At 73.4% G+C, this 20,493-nt stretch carries 21 protein-coding genes, 1 other RNA gene and 2 pseudogenes; 9 read left to right on the top strand and 15 right to left on the bottom strand.

Features of this window, described 5'->3' with window-relative positions:
• The first annotated feature begins 34 nt into the window (after nt 1-34).
• Nucleotides 35-1,558: an O-antigen polymerase gene (locus KBY19_RS12560; RefSeq protein ID WP_210955416.1), complete on the top strand. Its 1,524-nt coding sequence runs from the start codon at nt 35-37 to the stop codon at nt 1,556-1,558.
• A gap of 43 nt (nt 1,559-1,601) precedes the next feature.
• Here the strand turns inward: KBY19_RS12560 and KBY19_RS12555 are convergent, their stop codons facing one another.
• Genes KBY19_RS12555 through KBY19_RS12545 form a run of 3 tightly spaced genes read right to left on the bottom strand, consistent with a single transcriptional unit; the run spans nt 1,602 to nt 6,068 of the window.
• Entirely contained in the window at nt 1,602-2,903 is a 1,302-nt protein-coding gene (locus KBY19_RS12555) for a hypothetical protein (protein WP_247690912.1), read from the bottom strand.
• A 13-nt stretch (nt 2,904-2,916) separates the two neighbouring features.
• On the bottom strand, nt 2,917-4,665 hold the full coding sequence (locus tag KBY19_RS37210) for a lipopolysaccharide biosynthesis protein (protein ID WP_210965773.1): 1,749 nt from the start codon (nt 4,663-4,665) through the stop codon (nt 2,917-2,919).
• Complete coding sequence (locus tag KBY19_RS12545) at nt 4,662-6,068, bottom strand: glycosyltransferase family 4 protein (protein WP_210955415.1); 1,407 nt, start codon at nt 6,066-6,068, stop codon at nt 4,662-4,664. The genes KBY19_RS37210 and KBY19_RS12545 overlap by 4 nt, the downstream gene beginning before the upstream one ends.
• 160 nt (nt 6,069-6,228) lie before the next feature.
• Between KBY19_RS12545 and KBY19_RS12540 the strand changes: the two genes are divergently transcribed.
• Nucleotides 6,229-6,705 carry an adenylyltransferase/cytidyltransferase family protein gene (locus tag KBY19_RS12540; RefSeq protein WP_209210645.1) on the top strand — a complete coding sequence of 159 codons (477 nt, stop codon included), beginning with the start codon at nt 6,229-6,231 and terminating at the stop codon, nt 6,703-6,705.
• Here the strand turns inward: KBY19_RS12540 and KBY19_RS12535 are convergent.
• Entirely contained in the window at nt 6,665-7,414 is a 750-nt protein-coding gene (locus tag KBY19_RS12535; RefSeq protein ID WP_210965772.1) for a CDP-alcohol phosphatidyltransferase family protein, read from the bottom strand. The genes KBY19_RS12540 and KBY19_RS12535 overlap by 41 nt on opposite strands.
• Before the next feature lie 121 nt (nt 7,415-7,535).
• Here KBY19_RS12535 and KBY19_RS12530 point away from each other — a divergent pair, with 121 nt between their 5' ends.
• Nucleotides 7,536-8,540: a hypothetical protein gene (locus KBY19_RS12530; RefSeq protein WP_307842313.1), complete on the top strand. Its 1,005-nt coding sequence runs from the start codon at nt 7,536-7,538 to the stop codon at nt 8,538-8,540.
• Between the two features lie 95 nt (nt 8,541-8,635).
• Here the strand turns inward: KBY19_RS12530 and KBY19_RS12525 are convergent, their stop codons facing one another.
• Nucleotides 8,636-9,478 (bottom strand): bifunctional DNA primase/polymerase, encoded by an 843-nt coding sequence (locus tag KBY19_RS12525; protein ID WP_185016740.1) that lies wholly within the window; start codon nt 9,476-9,478, stop codon nt 8,636-8,638.
• Nucleotides 9,479-9,693: 215 nt separating this feature from the next.
• On the opposite strand from KBY19_RS12525, the gene KBY19_RS12520 reads away from it, so the two are divergent.
• The gene (locus KBY19_RS12520) at nt 9,694-10,593 is read left to right on the top strand and encodes a glycerophosphodiester phosphodiesterase family protein (RefSeq protein WP_099880305.1); all 900 of its coding nucleotides are present in this window, start codon (nt 9,694-9,696) and stop codon (nt 10,591-10,593) included.
• A gap of 50 nt (nt 10,594-10,643) precedes the next feature.
• On the opposite strand, the gene KBY19_RS12515 is transcribed toward KBY19_RS12520, so the two are convergent.
• The gene (locus KBY19_RS12515; protein ID WP_099880308.1) at nt 10,644-11,261 is read right to left on the bottom strand and encodes a TetR/AcrR family transcriptional regulator; all 618 of its coding nucleotides are present in this window, start codon (nt 11,259-11,261) and stop codon (nt 10,644-10,646) included.
• A gap of 141 nt (nt 11,262-11,402) precedes the next feature.
• On the opposite strand from KBY19_RS12515, the gene KBY19_RS12510 reads away from it, so the two are divergent.
• Nucleotides 11,403-11,573, top strand: a complete 171-nt coding sequence (locus tag KBY19_RS12510) for a DUF6243 family protein (RefSeq protein ID WP_180289623.1) — start codon at nt 11,403-11,405, stop codon at nt 11,571-11,573.
• A gap of 112 nt (nt 11,574-11,685) precedes the next feature.
• The gene (gene ddaH / locus KBY19_RS12505) at nt 11,686-12,492 is read left to right on the top strand and encodes a dimethylargininase (protein ID WP_099880311.1); all 807 of its coding nucleotides are present in this window, start codon (nt 11,686-11,688) and stop codon (nt 12,490-12,492) included.
• Nucleotides 12,493-12,522: 30 nt separating this feature from the next.
• Here the strand turns inward: ddaH and KBY19_RS12500 are convergent, their stop codons facing one another.
• The 3 genes from KBY19_RS12500 to KBY19_RS12490 form a co-directional block, all read right to left on the bottom strand.
• Nucleotides 12,523-13,548, bottom strand: coding sequence for a small ribosomal subunit Rsm22 family protein (locus tag KBY19_RS12500; protein WP_307842312.1), 1,026 nt, complete (start codon nt 13,546-13,548; stop codon nt 12,523-12,525).
• A gap of 94 nt (nt 13,549-13,642) precedes the next feature.
• Nucleotides 13,643-14,815 (bottom strand): serine hydrolase, encoded by a 1,173-nt coding sequence (locus tag KBY19_RS12495; protein ID WP_210955410.1) that lies wholly within the window; start codon nt 14,813-14,815, stop codon nt 13,643-13,645.
• Nucleotides 14,797-16,215 (bottom strand): multidrug effflux MFS transporter, encoded by a 1,419-nt coding sequence (locus KBY19_RS12490; protein WP_180289624.1) that lies wholly within the window; start codon nt 16,213-16,215, stop codon nt 14,797-14,799. The genes KBY19_RS12495 and KBY19_RS12490 overlap by 19 nt, the downstream gene beginning before the upstream one ends.
• Nucleotides 16,216-16,371: 156 nt before the next feature.
• Here KBY19_RS12490 and KBY19_RS12485 point away from each other — a divergent pair, with 156 nt between their 5' ends.
• The 3 genes and pseudogenes from KBY19_RS12485 to KBY19_RS36435 form a co-directional block, all read left to right on the top strand.
• The gene (locus tag KBY19_RS12485; protein ID WP_099880316.1) at nt 16,372-17,208 is read left to right on the top strand and encodes an SDR family oxidoreductase; all 837 of its coding nucleotides are present in this window, start codon (nt 16,372-16,374) and stop codon (nt 17,206-17,208) included.
• A 72-nt stretch (nt 17,209-17,280) separates the two neighbouring features.
• An RNA gene (gene rnpB / locus KBY19_RS12480) (RNase P RNA component class A) lies at nt 17,281-17,692 on the top strand.
• A 68-nt stretch (nt 17,693-17,760) separates the two neighbouring features.
• A pseudogene (locus KBY19_RS36435) lies at nt 17,761-17,946 on the top strand (hypothetical protein); the annotation flags it as partial.
• A gap of 321 nt (nt 17,947-18,267) precedes the next feature.
• Here the strand turns inward: KBY19_RS36435 and KBY19_RS12470 are convergent.
• The 6 genes and pseudogenes from KBY19_RS12470 to KBY19_RS12445 all read right to left on the bottom strand — a co-directional run.
• The gene (locus KBY19_RS12470; protein ID WP_210965771.1) at nt 18,268-18,825 is read right to left on the bottom strand and encodes a hypothetical protein; all 558 of its coding nucleotides are present in this window, start codon (nt 18,823-18,825) and stop codon (nt 18,268-18,270) included.
• Nucleotides 18,822-19,217 (bottom strand): hypothetical protein, encoded by a 396-nt coding sequence (locus KBY19_RS12465; RefSeq protein ID WP_185016743.1) that lies wholly within the window; start codon nt 19,215-19,217, stop codon nt 18,822-18,824. Before KBY19_RS12465 ends, KBY19_RS12470 begins: the two co-directional genes overlap by 4 nt.
• Nucleotides 19,210-19,437 (bottom strand): hypothetical protein, encoded by a 228-nt coding sequence (locus tag KBY19_RS12460; protein ID WP_185019673.1) that lies wholly within the window; start codon nt 19,435-19,437, stop codon nt 19,210-19,212. Before KBY19_RS12460 ends, KBY19_RS12465 begins: the two co-directional genes overlap by 8 nt.
• A complete protein-coding gene (locus tag KBY19_RS12455) occupies nt 19,434-19,703 on the bottom strand; it encodes a hypothetical protein (protein ID WP_210965770.1) in 270 nt (89 codons plus the stop codon). The genes KBY19_RS12460 and KBY19_RS12455 overlap by 4 nt, the downstream gene beginning before the upstream one ends.
• A 40-nt stretch (nt 19,704-19,743) precedes the next feature.
• Nucleotides 19,744-19,992, bottom strand: a complete 249-nt coding sequence (locus KBY19_RS12450) for a hypothetical protein (protein ID WP_210955398.1) — start codon at nt 19,990-19,992, stop codon at nt 19,744-19,746.
• A 307-nt stretch (nt 19,993-20,299) separates the two neighbouring features.
• Nucleotides 20,300-20,493: pseudogene (locus tag KBY19_RS12445) on the bottom strand (IS5/IS1182 family transposase); the annotation flags it as partial.

The raw sequence follows: 20,493 nt of genomic DNA, 5'->3' as shown, positions 1-20,493 counted from the left end.
GCCCCGCCCTTTCCCGACTTTCGCGGGGCCGGTAATGAGCACCGGTATCCGCACGCCGACACCGCGTCAGCGCGAGGGCGCTTGGGCGCCGCCCCGGGCCGTGCTCTCCCGTGCGCTGGCCGTCCCGCTGGTGGCGGCCCTGGTCGCCGTGCTCCCGGCCGCGGTCGCGACCCAGCCGGGTCCTGGCCCGCACGACGCCGCCTACTGGCTCCAGTTGGCGACGTGCGCGTACTCCGGCACCCGCCTGGCGGCCATGGTGCTGACCGGGCACCGCCGCCTCATCCAGGGCGCCTTCTGGCTGTTCTGCTACATCGCGATGGGTATCGCACCCCTGGCGCAGACGGTGCTGGACAGCACACCGACCCCGGTGGTCGGCCCGCGCGCGGACACCGTGCTGGCCTCGGCGCTGGTCCTGGCGGGGATCGTCGCCTTCGACGTGGGGGCGCTGCTGGCCCGCCACCGGCCGCCGCTGCGCAGCCGGATGTACGAGCGCCACCGCCCGCCGGCGGTCGTGCACCGGCGGCGGCTGTATGTGCTGTGCGTGCTGGCGCTGGCGGGCAGCGGGCTGCTGATGGCCGAGCTGGGCGGGCCGGCGGTCTTCTTCAGCAACCGGCAGGAGATCAGCGAGTCCCTCGCAGGAGGGGCGGGCGCCCAGGCCGGCTCGCAGGCGGGCTCCGCCTTCCTGCGCGGGTTCGGCACCGTACCGGCGCTGCTGGCGCTGCTGTTCCTCACCCGCTGGCTGGTGGTCTCCAGGGCCGCGCGGCGCCGGCCGCTGGTGCCGGTGCTGTGGCTGGCGATGCTGGCGCTCAACGCCGTCGTCAACAACCCGGTCTCCAACCCCCGCTACTGGTTTTTGACGGTGCTGTTCTCGCTGTTGTTCACCGCGTTCCCGCGCAGCCCGGTGATGTACCGGGCCGCGCTGGCCACCGGTGTGGCGGTGGCGCTGGTGATCTTCCCGTTCGCCGACCGGTTCCGCTACGAGGAAGGCACCGACCGGCCCCGGCAGACGACCGGGTCGGTACTGGAACCGCTGACGATGAAGGACTACGACCAGACGGGCATGCTCGCCAACACCGTCACCTTCGTCCGCTCCGGCGAGGGCCACAGCTACGGGCGCCAACTGTCGGGAACGGCACTGTTCTTCGTGCCCCGCTCGGTGTGGACCGGCAAGCCGCACGACCCGGGGACCCGGGTCGGCGAGTGGATGGGCATGCCCTACCCGAACCTGTCCTCCCCGCTGTGGGCGGAGCTGTGGCTGGACTTCGGCCCGCTGGGCATGGTGTCGGGCTTCGCCGCCGTCGGCTACGGTGCCGCGCGCGCGGACCGGCGCTATGCGCGGCGCACCGCCCAGGAGGCCGCCGCCGCCCAAGGGCCGGGGCGCGGGCCGCGGGAGCGGGCGGGGCCGGGGAGTGTGGCGGCGGTGGCGGTGCCGCTCGTGGCCGGTTACAGCTTCATCCTGCTGCGCGGCTCACTGCTGCAGGGCATGGGACGGGTGGCGATCGCGGTGCTGTGCGTCGCGTTCGTCACGACGTTCCGGCAAGGCCGCGGGGAGCATTAGGGCTTGCCCGGCAAGCACCGCAAGGGGGGAGAGACCTCGCCCGTCAGGGGCGCGGGGAACTGCGCGACAAGCCACGACGCGCCCGCAGTCTGCGGACGACAGGCAGGGGCACTCCCGCGCCCGAACCGGAGAGGGGCCGCAACAGCCGTACCGCCCGCAGCCAGCTCGCCGTCCCCTTCGCCGCCGAGCCCAGGAACAGCCCCCAGGCCGCGCCGAGCACTCCGCCCAGCGCGTAGCCGGCCAGCAGGCAGCCGACGGAGGCGAGGGAGAAGACCAGCTGGATGGGGAGCGTCGTGCGGGGGCGCAGCACCCGCAGGGCCAGCAGCCCGCAGGTGCCCAGTGCCATCGCCGCGTACTGGCTGCCGGTGGCGGGCAGCAGCCGGGCTGCCGACGCCCAGGTGTCGCCGAGCAGCGCGCGGCCCGCGCTGTCGGGCAGCAGCAGCAGAACGGTCGTCCAGGCCGCGGCCAGCCCGGCGAGCACTCCCCCGGCGGCGCCCGCCGCACGTGCCGCGCGGCGGGGTCCCGCGGTGCGGTTGAGGAGCGGCGGCCCGAATCCGGTGGCGGCGTTGAACAGTACGTTCATCGGCCCGTAGAGGGTGGTGGCGCCGCGCAGCGCGCCCACCGCCAGCGGATCGGCGAGCAGTCCGAGCCCGATGACGGCCAGTTGGCTGCCCGCGTTGCCGACACCGAACTCGACGGCGAACCTGCGGCCGAGGTGGTCCCGGCGCAGATAGCGGCCCGGGTCCTGGCCCGCGCCCCGGGTGTGCCGCCGCAGCAGCCACAGCGCCACCGCGAGCGCGGGCAGTGCGGACAGCCCCCACACCAGGAGCAGCCTGGGTGCGCCGGCGCCGTGCGGCTGGGCGGCGAGCGCGGGCACCACGCAGCCCAGCCGCAGCACATCCGCCGCGAGGGCGCAGTGGGGGCGGTGGAGCGTGGCGAAGGCGTAGCGGGTGGTCTCCTGCGTCAGCGCGAGCGGCAGCACCAGCGCGAGGGCCGCCGGCGCGGCGGCCGCCCCACCGCCGACCGTCCACAGCACCAGCGCGGCGGGCGCGCCCAGCGCCGTGGAGGCCGCCGCGGTGAACCCGACCGCCGAGCGGCAGGACCGCGCCACGGTGGTGTGCTCCGCCGGTTCGCCCTTCTCCAGGACGAGGGCCTGGCCCACATAGGCGACGGTCAGGCCGAGGAGGACGGTGAAGACCGTGTAGACGAGGGAGAACGTGGCGAAGGCGTGCACGTCCGACTGGCGGGCGGCGACGACGAGCACGGCGATGTTCGTCGCCGCTGCCACGCCTTGGTCGGCCACGGAACACAGGAGGGCCGTGCGTGTCCGCGGCGACCGTCGCATCGACCCCTGCCCCTCACCGGTCCATCACCCGTAGTCCGACGCCCTCGCGCACCAGCTCCGCCCCGCGCTGCCGCACGGGTGCCCCGCGGTCGGGCGGGGCCGGAGGCCGGGTGGTACCCCGCCGCCCGGGCTCACTGCCGGTGCCCTCGGAATGCAGCAGGGCACCCAGCACGCACCCGCCCGCCCCGGCGACCAGCTCCCTTATCCGCGCCAGATCGTCGCGCCGCACTTCCCGCGGGTCGCAGACGATCAGCACGCAGTCGACCCGGTCGATGAGCGCGATGGCGTCGGCGTACGACAGCACGGCGGGCGCGAGCACGATGAGCACCGAGTCCCGCTCGTCGGCGTGCCCGATCAGCTGGGTGACGGCGGACGAGGTCAGCGCGCGGGGCACCTTGCTGACGCGGTGGCCGGGCACCAGGTCGAAGACGCCGGACTCGCCCGCGTCGATGGGGACGCGGGGACCGGTGGGCCAGCCGATGGTGCCGTGGCCGGGGGCGCGGGCCCACCCGGGGGCCCCCGGCCGGGAGATACCCCCCGGCTGGACGCCGTCGGCCTGCCGGAGCCGCTCGGTGAGGGAGGGGGTGCGCAGATCCGCCTCCAGCAGCAGCACCTCCTTGCCCATCTCGGCGAAGGAGGCCGACAGGTTGACGGAGGCGGCCAGCGCGGTGTCGATGCCGCCGCGCGGCGGGACGACCAGGACGCGGCGGCGGCGCGCGAACGTCTCGTCATAGGCGAGCCGGAACGCCACCGAGCGGTACTCCTCGGCGAGCCGGCCGTCGGCGAGCAGCGAGCGGGAGCGGCCCCGGCGGGCGGCGCCCTTCTGCTTGCCGGGGCCGTGGCCGCCGCCGCGCCCTCGGCGCGGCAGGGTGCCGAGTACGGGCGCGTGCAAGGCGCGTACGACATCGCCGGGCGTTCGCACGGCCGGGTCGAAGACGAGCCGTACCCAGGCGGCGAGCAGGCCGAGGCCGATGCCGACGGCCGCACCGAGGCCGACCATCAGCGGCAGCCCCGGCCCGGCGGGCGCGCCGGGCGGGGTGGCCTCGGTGACGACGCGGCCCGGGGTGGTGTCCTCGGCGCGCAGGTCGCTGATGCTGCCGTTGATCTCGGCGATGCGGTTGACGGCGGAGGAGTGCGCGGACAGCGTGCCGTCGAGTGCGCCTTCCTTGCCGGAGGAGGCGATCTCCTCGGCGAGCCGGTCGCGTTCCTTGGTGAGCGGGGCACGCTGCTTCTCGTAGGACTCCACCATGCTCGCGACGCGGGTGGTGGCGTCCTTCTCGCGGTTGTCGAGGTAGGCCGCGGCGAAGGCGTTGGCGCTGCGGGCTGCGGCCCCGGGGCTGCGCGCGGTGTAGGCGAAGCGCAGCATGCGGGTCTCGGGCGGGTTGGTGACCTGCAGATCCGCCGCGAGCCGCTGGGGGCCGGTGTCGGTGTGCAGCTTCCGTGCGGCCCGCTCGGCGACGACGCTGCTGAGCGCGGTCCGCCGCTCCGAGCCCATGCTGGTCTCGCCGGGGGCCGTCTTCTCGCCGCTGCTGTCGATGGGCAGCGGCCGGACGGAGATCTCGGTGGTGGCGGTGTAGGAGTCGGCGCCGCGTATACCGAGCCAGCCGCCGCCGAGCAGCCCCAAGGCGACGCCGAGCACGATCAGCCAGCGGTAGCGCAGGAGTTGCCGGAACTGGTCGCGGAGCAGGTCGGGTTCGTCGTAGGGCTGTGCGGCGCCCGGGTCCCGCTCGCCACCGGCGGCGGGCGCGCCATGACCGCTCACGCCGGACCGCCCTGCTGCCGGGCCGCCCCCGGGGCCGCACCCGGCAGCGCGCCACGCCGGTGCCGTGTCCGGGACACGGTCGGGGGGTGATCGGGGGCGGGGGGCAGGGTGAGGGCTTCCTCCAGCAGCTCCGTCAGCCTGGTCAGTGCCGCCTCCCGGCCGAGATGGCCGGTGGCGTAGGCGCGGCCCGCCGCACCGAGCGCGGCGGCACGGGCCGGGTCGGCGGCGAGGGAGCGCAGGGCGGTGGCGAGCGCCTCGGGGTCCTCGGGCGGCACCAGGACCCCGGCCGCGGAGCGGCGCACCTCCCCGGCGGTGCCGCCGTCGGCGGCGACGGAGGCGATGACGGGGCGGCCCGCGGCGAAGTAGGAGGTGAGCTTGGAGGGGACGCTCATGTCGAGCACGGTGGCGCGCTGGGTGACGGCCAGCACATCGGCGGCGGCCAGTACGTCGGGGAAGTCGGCCTCGGCTGCGGGCGGCAGCAGCTCGACACCGGACAGCGGCGCCGCCAGCCGGGCGAGGTGCCGGCGCTGGTTGCCGTCGCCCATCAGGACGATGCGTAACCGCTCCCGGCCCTGTTCGCCCTCGAGCAGCCGGGCGGTCTCGATCAGCACCTCCAGGCCCTGCTTGAGGCCCATGTTGCCGGCGTGGAGCACGACCGTCTCGTCCCGCCGCCAGCCGAGCCGGGCGCGGGTCTCCTCCCGTGGCCGCGCGGCCTGGGCCGTGTGCGTCCAGTTGGGGACGGTCCGGATGCGCGAGGCGGGCACGCCCAATGCGGCGACGCGGTCGATGAAGCTCTCGTGGATGACGCCGACGAGGGTGGCCGACGCCAGGACGCGGCGCTCGGCCAGGCCGGCGAGCGCCGCGGCCCGGCCGCCGCCGCGGATGCCGCTCTGGGCCGCCGCCGCCCCCATCAGGTCCTGTACGACGGGTATGAACGGCACTTCGGCGGCGCGGGCCAGCCGGGCGCCCAGCAGCCCGCCCGCGAGGCTGGGCAGCTGGGCGACGACGGCGTCGGGCCGCCCGCCCAGGCGGGGCGGCGCCAGCAGGCCGTGGACGAGGATGGACGCCTCGTACAGCGCCCGGCGGGCGGCCGTCTGCCGGGGCGGGACGGTGTGGCTGCGGCGGTGCACCTGCACTCCGGCACGCAGCTCGGTCGCCCGCCACACCCCCCGGTAGGCCCGGTCCGTACGCCAGGCCGGATAGTGCGGCATACCGGCCAGGACGTGCACGTCCCAGCCGGGCTGTGTCGCCCAGTGCTCGGCGAGCTGCGCGGCATAGGGTCCTATGCCCGCCTGCTCGGGTGCGTAGTTGGTCGAGACGAGCACCACCCGGCGTCCGGGCCCCCCGTCGCGCAGCGGTCCGGGCCCGGTGCCCCTTCCGCGCGCTGCGTCGCTGTTCGCCATACATCCCCCCACAGGATTCCCCGGGGCAGCGTAGCGCCGATCGTGCACGCTTTCGCCAACCTGTCCCTGTTTCTTGCGGGTTGTGGTTGCATGCAGCGATGTACGGCGGTCGGGGAGGGCCGGCGTACAGCCAACGTCATGCGTCCAGGGGGGACCTCACATGACCCACACCGTCGGCTACGCGCCCGGTGCCTACGACCTGTTCCACGTCGGCCATCTGAACCTGCTGCGGCACGCCCGTTCCCGCTGCGACTACCTGGTCGCCGGCGTCGTCTCGGACGAGATGGCCGAGCGTGCCAAGGGCCGCCCGCCCGTGATCCCGCTCATCGAACGGCTGCAGATCGTCCGCAGCATCCGGTTCGTGGACGCGGCGTTCGTGGAGACGGTGCCGGACAAACTGGAGACCTGGCAGCAGGTGAGGTTCGATGTGCTGTTCAAGGGGGACGACTGGCGCGGTACGCCGAAGGGCGAAAGGCTGGAGGCCGATTTCCGCACCGTCGGCGTAGAGGTCGTCTACTTCCCGTACACCATGCATACCTCCAGCACTCAGCTGCGGCGTGCACTCGACGCGCTCGACGCGGCCCCCTCGGAGTCGGTCACCCCGGAGGTGGGGCGGACAGCTCCCGGAACCATTTGACCGCGAACGCCGCGAGGAAGAGCGTGTAGCAGACGAACAGGACGGCGTACCCGGTGCGGAAGGCCCCCGGGGCGCCCAGCAGCAGGAAGACGGCGCAGAAGACGCCGTGGTCCACCGGCAGCAGTGCCACGGCCCGCAGCGGCGAGGGGGGTCGGGCAGCCGCTCCCCCGTCGGGCCGCCGGGGGCGGAGCTTGTCGGTGAGCAGCCCGCCGAAGAAGAGCAGCACCGCCACCAGTTGGAAGCCCAGCGGGACCAGCAGCCATCCCTGGCCGGGCAGGTCGGCGAAGCGGTGGAAGGAGATCAGCACGGCCGAGTGCAGCCCGACGATCTTGGCGCAGTCCACGACGTGGTCCAGCCACTCCCCCGCCGGGCTGCCGCCGCCGCGCAGCCGCGCCAGCTGCCCGTCGGCCGAGTCCAGCGCGAAGCCGACGACGAGCGCGGCGTAGACGCACACCCCGAGCGTCCACGACGGCCGCACCAGCGCCACGGCCGCGACCCCCGAGAAGCTGCACGCCGCGCTCAGCAGCGTCACCCGGTTCGGGGTGAGACCGGCGCGGTGGGCCGCCGCGGCAAGGACGCGGCCCAACGGCCGGTTGACGAAGCGCGAGTAGAGCGAGACCCCCTTGGCCGTCTTCTGTGCCGCCCGTAACCGGCGCAGTGCCGCACCGAACGCCGCGGATTCCGTGTCGCCTTCGGCAGTCCGGGTCATGCGCCCCCCTGATCGTCCCGCTCGATCACCCTGCCGCGCATACTGTGCCAGGCAGTACGCGGCGCGCCAGACCGCGCAGGATAAGGTGCGTTCGCCGACAGCACCGGGAGGGTGGGAACAGGTGAAGGGGTTGAGGGCTGGCAAGCCCCCGCGCATACCGCTGGCAGCGGCCGTGACGGCCGGGGCGCTGCTCGCCTCGCTCACGGGCTGCGTGACCGTGCACGGCGAGAGCGCCGTGGTCCCCGCGTTGAGCAAGGCGGAAGCGGCGAAGGTCCTCAAGACGTTCGTCAAGACGAACAACAAGGCCAACACCGCCTACGACGCCAAGCTCAACGCCACCATCGAGTCGGGTGCGCTGGGCGCCATCGACCAGGCGGGGCTCAGGTCCCGTAAGAAGGTCGACCCCAAGGGCAACCCCGACTACCGGCCGCTGGAGCTGACCGACACCCGCTATCTGATCCCCGAACAGGCGGGCTGGCCCAAGTTCTTCGTCACCGACTCGCGCAGCAACCGCAAGGGGCAGGGCCGGTGGCTGTTCGTCTTCCAGCGTGACCGGGCCGAAGGGCCGTGGAAGGCGTCGTACCTCTCGGTCGTCGACCCCGACCGCATCCCCCGGTTCGCCCGTGACGAGCACGGCCATGTGAAGGCCGTGCCGGTGGGTGGCGCCTCCGGCCTGAGCGTGCCGCCGGACGAGCTGAGCAAGCGCTACACCCGCTATCTCCAGGAGGGTGCCGGCGACGACTTCGCCGCCGGGCCGCACACCACCAAGCTGCGCGAGCAGCGCGAGAAGGCGATGAAGCGCACGAATGTGCGCAACGAGTTCGCCGACCAGGCGGCACGGCCGCCGCAGTACGCGCCGTTCGGGCTGCGGACCAAGGACGGCGGGGCGCTGGTGTTCTTCACCTCGCACCACCACCACAAGCAGACGCTGCCGCGGGGCTACAAGCCGAAGATCAAGGACCCGCTGGTGAAGGCGCTGATGTCGGGCACGCCGAAGCAGTCGGTGACCTTCGTACGGGTCTCGGAGCAGGCGGTCACCGTGCCGGGCAAGCGCGCGGGGAAGGCCGAGGGGAAGGTCACCTTCCTGAGCCGTATCGAGGGCCTGACAGCCGCGCGGGGCAGCTGACGTCCGCGTCGCCGCACGCTCCCTCGCCGCACGCCCCCTTGCCCCGCACTCCCCGCCGTGCGCCCCGGCAGCGGTCCGGGCGGGGCGCGGGGGGGTCAGCGGACCGGCCAGGGGGCGGGTTCCTCCCGGCCGTCCGCCGTCAGTGCGTACTCTGCACAGGCGTCGGTGAGGGTTTCCAGCAGGGCGAGGGGCTCGGGGAGCGGGCTGCCCGGGCTCGGTGAGCGCAGCCAGCGGACCCCCTCGGAGGTGTCGGGCAGCCGTGAGGGCGGCAGCAGCACATAGCTGCCCCGGCAGTGCCAGCGCAGGCCGGGGTGCTCCTCCATCGTCTCGGGGTGGCTGTCCAACTCGCAGGGCCACCACTCGTCCTCGTCCTCGGGCGTGCCGCGGGTCTTGGTGAAGAACAGCATCCGGCCCTCGCCCAGCAGGGCGACGGGCCCCAGCACCGGCTCGACGCCGGGGTCGGCGGCCGGCTCCCGCTCCTCCAGCCGGGCCAGCGCCGCGTACCCGGCCTCCGCCGGGACGTCCAGCACATCGTGGGCGCGGCCGGTCGCGGTGATGAAGTTGGCCTCCGGTTCGGCGCGCAACCAGCGCTCGATCTGGGCGCGGTCGGTGGTGGCCTGGGTCTGCCAGGCGAAGGAGACGGGGTGCCTGCCGGGGGTGGGACAGCCGATCCGTACGCACGAGCAGCCGTACCCGGACGGGTGAGCGGCGGGGGCCAGGGGGAACCCGGCCTCGGCGGCCGTGAGCAGGAGGACTTCGCGGTCCCGGGCCGCTTCCGCGGCCTCGGCGGCCGGCTGGCCGCCCCGTCCGCCCCAGCGCCGTCCCCCGGAGCCGCGCGCCGAGGCTCCTCGTTCCGCGGACCGTGCGCCGGGCCGCGCGGCCTCGGCGCGCTCGGCCCGGCGGCGCAACCATTGGGCGATCCTGCTCTCGCGTTCCATCTACCGCCTCACTCCGCGACCGGGAACCGTGAACTCCGAGGGTACGCAGCCCTGCGGCGCGCTGAGGCGGAATCCACGGATCACGGATGTCTCTCCTCTATCCTGCGCCTCCTTGCGGCCGGTCCGGTACGCGGGGTCGGGAGCGTCACCCCTGGGGGCCACCCGGGCGGACGCCCCGCCCGGCACATCATCCCGGTCGCCCCTAGCTTGGGATCATGGTCACAAAGGCGGCTTTTGTCCCATTGGTCCCGTTGCTCGCCCTGACCCTCGCCGCGGCACCGGCCGCACCGGCCGCGCCGGCCGGGCGCACCGGCCCGTCCGCCGCCGCGCCGGGGGCGCCTTCCGCCCGAGGGCCGGGGGAGGCTCCCCGCGAGGTCGCACCCCGGGGCGCACGGCTCTCCGGCACCACCATCGCCGCACACCGGGGTGGCGCCCTGGAAGTCCCGGAGAACAGCATGCAAGGACTGGTCGCGACCCAGCGCCGCGGATACGCGCGCGTCCTGGACGTCGACATCCGCCGGCTGAGCGACGGCACGCTGGTGGCGATGCACGACGCCACGCTCGACCGCACCACCAACAAGCACGGCAAGGTCAGCGCACTGGACTGGAAAGCGTGGCAGAAGGTGCGCGTCACCCCCAAGCGCAGCCTGCCGGGACAGTGGCGATCCGAGCGCCCCCCGGCCGCCCGGGAGATCCTCGACCGCTTCGGTGGCGACACGCTCCTGATGCTGGAACTGAAGGACCCCGCCGGGCTGCCCCGGCTGGCCCGGCTCATCCGCGACCGGCACCTCACCCGCTCCGTCCTGGTGGAGTCCAACGACCCGAAGGTGGCGGCCAAGGCCCATGAGCAGGGCCTGCTGACGGCCGTGTGGCGCTCGGCACGCCAGTTGGCCCACGACCGGCCGAAGCGCTGGAGGGAGTACGTGACGATGCTCAGCGTCGACCACCGGGCGTCGGCCCGGCATGTCCGCAAGGCCCTGCGCTCGGGCATCACCTATGTGTGGTCGCACACGGTCAACACCCGCGCGACCCGCGACCGGATGCTGGAGCTGGGGTGCAGCGGCATCGTCACGGACCGGCCGGGCAGTCTGGCGTTGTCGGGCGCACAGCCCTGACGGGGAGCCGGAGGGATTCCGCTCCCAGCCCTGGCGGGGAGGGTCGGCTCTCAGCGCGGGGCGCCACGCGGGGCCAGGGCGCGCATGGCCAGTTCGACCAGCCCGTCGGTGAACTCGTGGGTCAGCGGACCCGTGCGGTTGAGCCAGCGCTGCTGGAAGGGGCCGAGCAGCAGTTCGACGGCGAGGTACAGATCGAGGTCGGGGTCGATCTGCCCGGCCTCCTGCCCCGCGCGCAGCCGCTCGATGTAGACCCGTACGCCCGGCTCACTGAGCCGGGAGACGAACTGATCGGCCAGTTCGGGATCGGCCGCCGCCGCGACGGCCAGCGCGCGGTAGGGCGCCTCGAAGGACGCGTCGGAGAACTCGTCGGCGGTGGCGCGCAGCACATACTTCAGGTCGGCCTCGATGTCACCGGTGTCGGGGAGGCCGCTGCTGTAGTCCTCGTCGTGGACGACCTCGGTGAAGGCGTCGAGCAGCACCGCCGCCTTGGAGGGCCACCAGCGGTAGATGGTCTGCTTGCCCACACCGGCACGGGCCGCGATCGCCTCGATGGTCAGCTTGGGATAACCGACTTCGCCGACCAGTTCCATGCTGGCCTGAAGGATCGCCTTACGGGAGCGCTCACTGCGGCGCGAGACGTCAGGGCTCTTCGCGGTGGTGGATGACATGACCCGAATCTAGCAGCGTGTTGAGACGAGACGAACCGTCTTGACAAGACGATACGTCTCGGTCATGCTCGATGAGACGCAAGCGAGACGATACGTCTCGACCAGCGAGCACCATGCCCCGTACGAGGAGAGGAGACGTCCATGAGCAAGGGACGCGGCGGAAAAATGCTCGGAGTCGGCGGAACCCGCGCACATCTGTCCCGCAAGCAGTTGCGGGGCGCCGGGGGCGGCGGACACGGACCGGGCGGCGGCACCGACCCGCTCGCCCAGAAGCGCGAACTGCTGCGCAGGCTCCGGGAGTCACGTGAGTAGCGCGGGCCGGCGCTGTGCGGTCCGGAGCACTTGACCGACAATCCACACGAACAGGCCCCTCAGGGAGCACCATGAGCACACCGCAGCACGCTCGTTCCCTGAGGAGCCTGAGATGTACGCAACCCGTCGCTATCTGATGTGTCCTCCGGCCCACTTCCGTGTCACCTACTCCATCAACCCCTGGATGGACCCCGGCAAGCCCGTGGACCTTCCCCTCGCGCTCGCCCAGTGGGAAGCCCTCCGCGACCGCTACCGCGCACTCGGCCACACCGTCGAGATCCTCGACCCGGAACCGGGGCTGCCCGACATGGTCTACGCCGCCAACGGCGCGACCGTCGTCGACGGCAGAGTGCTCGGTGCCCGGTTCGCCCACCCCGAACGCGCCGGGGAGGCAGCCGCACACCGAGCCTGGTACCGCGCCCACGGCTTCGCCGACGTCACCGAACCCGCCCACATCAACGAGGGCGAAGGCGACTTCGCCGTCACCTCCTCCTGGCTGCTGGCAGGCCGCGGCTTCCGCAGCAGCCCGCTCTCCCACGGGGAGGCCCAGGAGTTCTTCGGCCGCCCCGTCATCGGTCTCGACCTGGTGGACCCGCGCTACTACCACCTGGACACGGCCCTGTGCGTGCTGGACGCAGAGACGGACGACGTGATGTACCACCCGGCCGCCTTCTCCCCCGGCAGCCAGGCCGTTCTCGCACGGCTGTTCCCGCAGGCGCTGCTCGCGGAGGAGAGCGACGCCCTCGCCCTCGGCCTCAACGCCGTCAGCGACGGCCACCATGTGTTCCTGCCGGAGGCGGCCACCGGCCTCTTCGCACCCCTGCGGGCCCGCGGCTACGAACCCGTACCCGTCGACCTCACCGAACTGCTGAAGGGCGGCGGCAGCGTCAAATGCGTCACCGCCGAGCTCCGGCCGTAGGAACCTCGCCGAGGGTGGGGCCGTGGCCGGTCACCACGCAGCTCCCCACCCGGTCTTGCGGGCGGCCCGATAGGTGTCGCCCTCCCGCTTGGTGACAGGACGGCGGCGCAGGGCGCCGCCGTCCTCGCAGAGATCGAGCAGCACCTGCCCCTTGCGCAGCTGCGGCTTCCGCACGACGCGCGCTCTCGCGGGCGCCCCCGCCCGGACACCCGCCGGAGCGTCCGGCCCCGCTTCCCGTACCGCCACCACATAGCTGAACTTCTCGTCCTCATACGGCAGCTCCCCGCCCTTGACCCGGCGGTGCAGCGAGGAGCGGGCGACCCGTACCGCGAAGTGGCACCAGTCCTGGCCGACCGCGATCGGGCAGGTCCCGTCGTGCGGACAGGGCGCGAGCACCCGCAGCCCCGCGGCGATCAGCGCCTCGCGGGCCTCACGGATACGCAGATAACCGTCCGGCGTACCGGGCTCCACCAGCACCACGGCACCCCGCGCCGCCTGTGCCGCCGCCTCCACGACAGCGCCCCGGTCCTCGGCACCGAGCTCTCCCAGCACATAGGAGGCGGTCACCAGATCGGCAGCGGCCCCCAGCTCCGGCGCGGGGCCCCCGCGCAGCGAGCCGCGGCGCCACTGAGCCTCGGGCAGCGCCTCCACACCCGCCGCCAGCCGACGGCCGAGGGCCAGCGCGGGCTCGGCCCAGTCGAGGACCACCGTCGAACGCGGCGCCTCCCCGGCCGGGCCCGAGGAGGGCCCCCACACCTGTGCCGCCGCCCACACCGCGGCGCCCGTACCGCCGCCCACGTCCAAGTGGCTGGCGGGCGCCCAGTCCGGGGCGCGCTCGGCCAGCGCGTCCAGCGCCGCGCAGGCGGCGGCGAAGGTGGCGGGCATCCGGTAGGCGGCGTACGCGGCCGCGTCGGCACCGTCCCGCAGCACGGGGGCGCCGGTGGGGGTCTCGCCCCGGTAGTGGGCGATCAGCCGCTCGACGGCGGCCGACGCCTGCCGCGCGGGCAGCCCCTCCAGCGCTGCGGCGAGCGCGCCGCGCAGTTCTTGCTCGATCACCTCACCAGTGTAGGAAGCCCGAGCACCGCGCTCGCCCCGCCCGGGCGCCGGGGCCGGGGCCGGTGCCGGGGCCGGTGCCGGGGCGGTGCGGGGTTCACAGCACCGCGCGGGCCAGCCGGGTGGCCGCGGCGGCGCGGGGGCGGCTGTCGGGAGACCGGCGCACGGGGTGCACGGTGTTGGCGAGCAGCACCAGGAAGGTGTCGGTCGCCGGGTCGAGCACCAGGCTGGTCCCGGTGAAGCCGGTGTGCCCGGCGGCGCGGGAGCCGGGCCCGGCCAGCTCCCCCATGAACCAGGCGGCACCGGTCTGGAAACCGAGCCCGGGCGGCCCCAGGAGCTCGGCCACCGAGGAGGGCGCCAGGATGCGGGCCGGCCCGTAGGCACCTCCCGCGAGCAGGGTGCGGCACAGCACGGCGAGGTCGCGCGCCGTGGAGAAGAGTCCGGCATGCCCGGCGACGCCGCCCCTCGCATAGGCGTTCTCGTCGTGCACCCGGCCGTGGATCAGTCCTCGGTTGACCTTGGCCCAGGGTCTGCGCTGGTCCTCGGTGGCGGCGATGGCGGAGCGCCAGGAGCGGGGCGGGTTGAAGCGGGTGCGGTCCATACCGAGCGGTGTGGTGACCCCCTCCCGGACGAGCGCGTCCAGCGGCTGCCCCGTCGCCATCCGCAGCACGCTTTCCAGCAGCAGCAGATTGAGATCGGAGTACAGGTAGGAGGAGCCGGGCTCGGTGAGCGGCTTCTCGCTCCACAGCAGCTCGGGGTGGGCGGCGGTGTTGTGCTCGTAGAAGGGCAGCTCGGCGCGCAGCCCTGAGGTGTGGGTGAGCAGATGACGGACGGTGATGCCGTGGTCGGTGACCAGTCCCGCGCGCGGGTCGACGTGGTCGACGACGGGCGTGTCCAGGGCGAGGACGCCGCGCTCCACCTGCTGGAGGGCGGCGATCGCGGTCAACAGCTTGGTGAGGGAGGCGAGGTCGAAGACGGTCTCCACCCGCATGGGCAGCCACTTCTCACGCGGCAGCTCGACCGGCAGCCCCGCCTCCGGATCCCAGGCGGCATACCGCAGCGCCCAGCCGGTGGCGTGCTCCAGCGCGATGTACGGGCCGCGGCCGGCCAGCACGACCGCACCGGCGCACCAGCCCGCGGTGGGCAGTGCGTCGATCTCCTGGGCCAGTGCGGCCAGTTGGTCACCGTCGAGCCCGGCCTTCTCCCGGAAGCGGCGCCGCGCGGCGGCGTCGTCCAGGGAGGCCACGCTCCTCAGTCGCGTACGCGCCATGGGCGGCAGAGTGCCACGAAGGCGAGCGCGGCGAGCGCGACGGAGCTGAGCTGGACCAGCGCCATGGGAACGGCGGTCTGCTCCCCCGCGACACCCACCAGCGGAGAGGCGACGGCGCCGATGAGGAACTGCGAGGTGCCCAGCAGCGCCGAGGCCGAACCGGCCGCGTGCGGGGTGCGCATCAGCGCCTGGGAATTGGCGTTCGGCATGATCAGCCCCATGCCGGACATCATGACGCACAGTCCGGTGGCCAGCGGCGCCAGCCCGACACGTCCGAAGACGCCGGCGGTCATCAGCAGCAGTGCCACGGTGGCGACCCCGACCATGCACAGCCCGAAGGCCAGCACCCGGTCCAGCGGAACGCGGCCGACCAGGACCTTCCCGTTGAGCTGTCCGAGGGCGACCAGCCCGATGGAGTTGACCATGAACAGCAGGCTGAAGGTCTGCGGCGAGGCGCCGTAGATCTCCTGGACGACGAACGGCGAGGCCGCGACGTAGGAGAAGAGCGCCGCGAAGGCCAGGCTCGCGGTGAGCAGATAGCCGGTGAAGACCCGGTCGGCCAGCAGCCCGCGCATGGTGCGCAGCGCGTCGGGCAGCCCGCCCTTGTGGCGGCGCTCGGCCGGCAGCGTCTCGGGCAGCTTGCGCAGGACGACCAGCAGAAGCAGCAGGCCGATCCCGGCGAGGATGAAGAAGACGCCCCGCCAGTCGGTGAAACGCAGCACCTGGCCGCCGAGCACGGGGGCGAGGATCGGCGCGACGCCGGAGATCAGCATGAGGGTGGAGAAGAACCGCGCCATCGCCAGCCCGTCGTACATGTCGCGGACGACGGCACGGGCGATCACGATGCCCGCCGCCCCCGCGAGGCCCTGGGCGAGCCGGAAGACGGTGAGGGTGGCGGCGGTGGGCGCCAGCGCGCAGGCGACACCGGCGACGATGTAGCAGGCCATGCCGATCAGCAGCGGGCGGCGGCGGCCGAACCGGTCGCTCATCGGCCCGGCGACCAACTGTCCGACAGCCAGCCCGACGAGGCAGGCGGTGAGGGTGAGCTGCGCGGTTGCGGCCGGGACATGCAGCGCCGAGCTGACCTCCGGGAGCGCCGGGAGGTACAGGTCGATGGAGAGGGGCGGGAGCGCGGTCAGCCCGCCGAGGATGAGGGTGAACAACAGCCCGGCGCGGCGCCGCCGCGTCATGGGGGCCTCTCCCGGGCGGACCCCGGAGGAGGACGCGGGTGCTGCGCTCCCGCTCTCCGGCGCGGTGCGGGCTTCGGAGATGGTGCGGGCTTCCGATGGAATCGCCCTGGATTCCCGGGCGGTGTCCGCGGTGGCTGCTGCCGCGGCTTCCGGGTGCTGCGAGGGGTCGGCGGGTATTGCGGCCGGTTGCTGGGGGCCGGTCTTGGTCATGCACCTCTCCAGGAGATTGTCACGGACCCGAACATTCTCCCAGGGTTTCCGGGAACGTCCCACACGTTTGTTCCCCGCCCGGTCGGCCGCGATGGCAACCGACCCTCCGGCGACGACGTTTCCCGGCCACCGTGCCACCGCACGTACGCTGCGCCCATGACGCAGGAGAACCACCACGCACACGGGCGCGATTCAGGTCCGCAGCCGCACCAGGCCCACGACGCGGGAGGGACGGCAGACAGCGTCCGCGCCCCCGGTACGGCCGTGGTGACCGGCGCCGGCTCCGGGATCGGCCGCGCCGTCGCCCTCACCCTCACCGACGCGGGCTGGACCGTCGTCCTGGCGGGCCGCCACCGCGAGACGCTGGAGCAGACCGCGCAGTTGGCCGGGGGCGCCACCACCCGGTGCGTACCCACGGACGTCACGGACCCGGCCGCGGTCACGGCGCTGTTCGAGGCCGTGGGTGAGCGGGAGGGCCGACTCGACCTGCTGTTCAACAACGCCGGCACGTTCGGTCCCGCCGTACCGCTGGAAGAGCTCTCCTTCCAGGAGTGGCGCGGCGTCGTGGAGGTCAATCTGCACGGCGCCTTCCTGTGCGCCCAGGGTGCCTTCCGGCTGATGCGGAACCAGCGGCCCCAGGGCGGCCGGATCATCAACAACGGCTCCATCTCGGCCCACACACCGCGCCCCGGCTCGATCGCCTACACCGCGACCAAGCACGCGGTGACCGGCCTGACCAAATCCCTCTCCCTGGACGGCCGCCCGTACGACATCGCCTGCGGGCAGATCGACATCGGCAACGCCGCCACCGAGATGACGGCGGCCATGAGCCAGGGCGTCCCCCAGGCGAACGGCAGCCGCGCCCCGGAGCCGACCATGAACGCCGAGGACGTGGCCCGCACCGTCCTGCACATGGCGTCCCTGCCGCTGGAGGCCAATGTCCAGTTCGCGACGGTGCTGGCCACGAAGATGCCCTACATCGGAAGGGGCTGAGCCCACGACCACCCGGCCCGCACCGCGCGGAGAGCCCCGGCCGTCGGCGGGTACCATGGGCCGCACGGCGGACGAGCCGGCCGGGCGGTCGCGTCGGGAGTGCCCAGCGCACTTCCGCCGAGGAACGTCCGGGCTCCACAGGGCAGGATGGTGGGTAACACCCACCCGGGGTGACCCGCGGGACAGTGCCACAGAAAGCAGACCGCCGGGCCGTCCTCGGACGGACCCGGTAAGGGTGAAACGGTGGTGTAAGAGACCACCAGCGCCCAGGGTGACCTGGGCGGCTAGGTAAACCCCATCCGGAGCAAGGTCAAGAGGGGCCGCGGGATCGCGGCCCTGCGCGGACGATCGAGGGCGGCCCGCCCGAGTCCGCGGGTAGACCGCACGAGGCCGGTGGTAACACCGGTCCCAGATGGATGACCGCCACCCCGGCGGCCGCAAGGCCGCCAGGTGACAGAACCCGGCGTACAGGCCGACTCGTCCGCCCCATCCCGGCTTTCTGTCCGCGGTGAGTCCGCTGACTCACGATCATGGTCCGCCACCACGCGACGGGTGCCCACCCCGCGGCCCGGCCCGCAGCCGGCCCGAAGCCCGACCGGCCCCTTGAGCGACGACGCCCCATCGGACGACGAGGCCGGCAGCGACGGCTGTGGGGCCGACCTCACCCAAGAAGGACTCCGCGAACTGTCAGGCGTAGACCGGACCACCGTCCGGCGCATCGAAGCCGGCACCACCGACGCCCGCCTGAGCCGGCTGCTGCGCGTCGCCTCCGCCCTCGGCGTGCCACTCACAGACCTCGTCCGGGTGAGCCCCGGCCGGCGACGGGGGAGGCACGGACGGCCAGGGCGGTCATCGGGGTGGATCGGGGCAGCGTTCGCCGTCGCGCGGGCACACCGGCGCGCAGCGGGCCCCGGACGAGGACGACGAGCCTACCCAGCCAGGATCAGCGCGAGCATCGTGCTCCTCCTTCTGCCGGATTTCTCGGGGGACCCGCCTCCGGGCTGTGGCCGTCACGCGTTGGAGTGGACGCCTTGCGTGCCGGCCCGCCCGGGGCGGGGGTCATGGGGGGCGGTCGTCGCTGCGGTGCCGGTGCCTGCGGTAGATCGCCTCTACGCTGCCGGGCAGGTCGCCCGGATCGAGGGGGAGCTGGGCACACACCTGACAGCGCCACTCCTCCAGGTTTGGTCCCGAGCACCGAACGCTGCTGATCAGGTGGAGGCCCCGTTCCGCTGGGCAGATCGCGCAGCGGTACGGAGCTGCTGGCAGCACGCCGGTACGGGCGGCGGCCAGGAGTCGGGCGCAGGCCTCCAGCTGGACCTCGGGCGGGTCGTGTGCCAGCCAGTGGGCCCGCAACTGGAACGGGATGCCGCCCGCGTTCAGGGCCAGCTCCCACATGTGGGCCTCCTGCGCGGCGGCCAGGGCCAGGCGGCTGGCGGGGTGGGTCGCAGGGTGGGCGACCTCTGCAGAGCGGGCCTGCCACGCCAGATGGGTGAAGGTCGCCGCCCGGTCCGTGAGGGGCGCGTCCGTCCAGGCGGCGGGCACGGTCAGTGGGGTGCCGGCCCAGTGGTGGGAGAGGGCTTCGTCCACCACGGTCAGGAGCGTGTCTCGGTCCGTCATGGCGTGTCCTCCGGCTCGGCAACGGCAACGGGCAGGGCGGCGCGGCGGTCCGGGCAGGCGGCGAGGAGCACCAGGGCGGCCTCCAGCTGCGTCTGCCAGTCGGCGTCGAAGGCGGGCGCCACGATGACGTCCTGCCATGCTTCGCAGGGCCGGGCGTCCCGGCGTAGCTGCTTGGCCAGCCGTTCGGCCTGGTCGGCAGGCGCCGCCAGGACCGCGTTTCGGGAGTGCCGGGCGAGGCGTGCCAGCACAGTGGCGCGGTCCTCACGCGGCGTGAATTGCCACACGGCGAGGAGGAAGGGCGTCTGTGCCGCGCGGCGGCGCCCGTGCAGGTGCAGCTGCTGGCGCAGATGGCGGCTCAGGGACTGGACCGGGCTGTCAGGAAGCTCAGGCACGGCCGGCCTCCTGAGCGGTCGTGGCCGAGGCGGCGCGCTTCTCCAACTCCGCAATCGCCTCTTCCGCGTAACGGGAGGTGGTCCACCGGCCGACCATGGGCCGGGCGCACGGCAGACACGCATACGCGCCGCTTCCAGCCCCGGAGCCCTGCTCGTGAACGACGATGAGCGCGACGTCGTCGGCCGGGCCGTCGTGCCACGCGCAGTATCCGGCTGTCATTTGGGCTTCTCCTTCTCTGCGGGTGGGCAGGCGCGGCAGCGGCTGCTGACGACGTGGCCGTGGTCGCTGCGGTCGCTGGTGAGGCTGAGGGGCCGTTTGCAGCGAGGGCAGGTCCCGTACCAGGTGCCGCGCCGGGCTGCGATGGCCGCGGGCTCGGGTGGCATGACGGTCACGGCCTCCGTCGGCAGACCGGGCACCGGCACGGCGGCCAGCTCCCACTGGCCGCGCAGCGCATGCTGCCGCGCAGTCGCCGCCATCTGCTCCACGTGCGGCCACCGTCGCCGGAGACGCGGAGCCGCAGAGCGCTCACGGTCGCGGTCCCACGCGGTAGGGAACGGCGGAGTCGTAGGCGGCCCGCTGCGCGGCCGAGGCCTCACGCAGATCCTTTTTGCGGGTGATCCATTCGGCGCCGTGCGGGTTGACGAGGCGGACCCACTCGTCGTCGATGACCGTCTGCACGCGCCCTACCCACGCGGGCTCGGGCGGCCTCTCCTTCCGCGTGGACTTGTCCACCACGTAGTCGCCGCGCCCGTACTGGGCGGCGCCCGCGGTCACCGAGCATCGACCAGGAACTCGTGCTGCTTGCAGACGACTACCGGCCAACGGCGGGCTCGACCGCTATAGGTCGCCTGCATCGTGCCTGCGGGCGACAGCTCACCGTGTACGGTCCCGCACACTATGCACGCCTCACCATGGAGACGAGCGATACTCATCGCCGGTTCTGCCGAGCTCTCTGATGACCTGTTCTGGAGCATCCTGCAGCCCATCTGTGCGCTGGTTTCGGACACCCAGATGGTGCAGTGAGAGACCTGCCACAACTGCTACACGCTGTGGCAGCTTCGGCTAGGACTTGTCCGGTCGATCATGTGCGGAGCCAGATGAACAGGGCTGCTGCTGTGGCGGTGCCGAGGAAGACGTATCCGCGCTTGTCGTAGCGGGTGGCGACTGCCCGGGACTGCTTCAGCCTGTTGATCGCCCGTTCGACGGTGTTGCGCTTCTTGTAGCGGTCTTCGTCGAAGCCGGGCGGTCGACCACCGCGTGAGCCTTTGCGCAGGC

Source organism: Streptomyces sp. B15, assembly GCF_018070605.1.
Classification (GTDB): domain Bacteria; phylum Actinomycetota; class Actinomycetes; order Streptomycetales; family Streptomycetaceae; genus Streptomyces; species Streptomyces smyrnaeus.
This window is presented reverse-complemented; position numbering and strand designations above follow the sequence as displayed.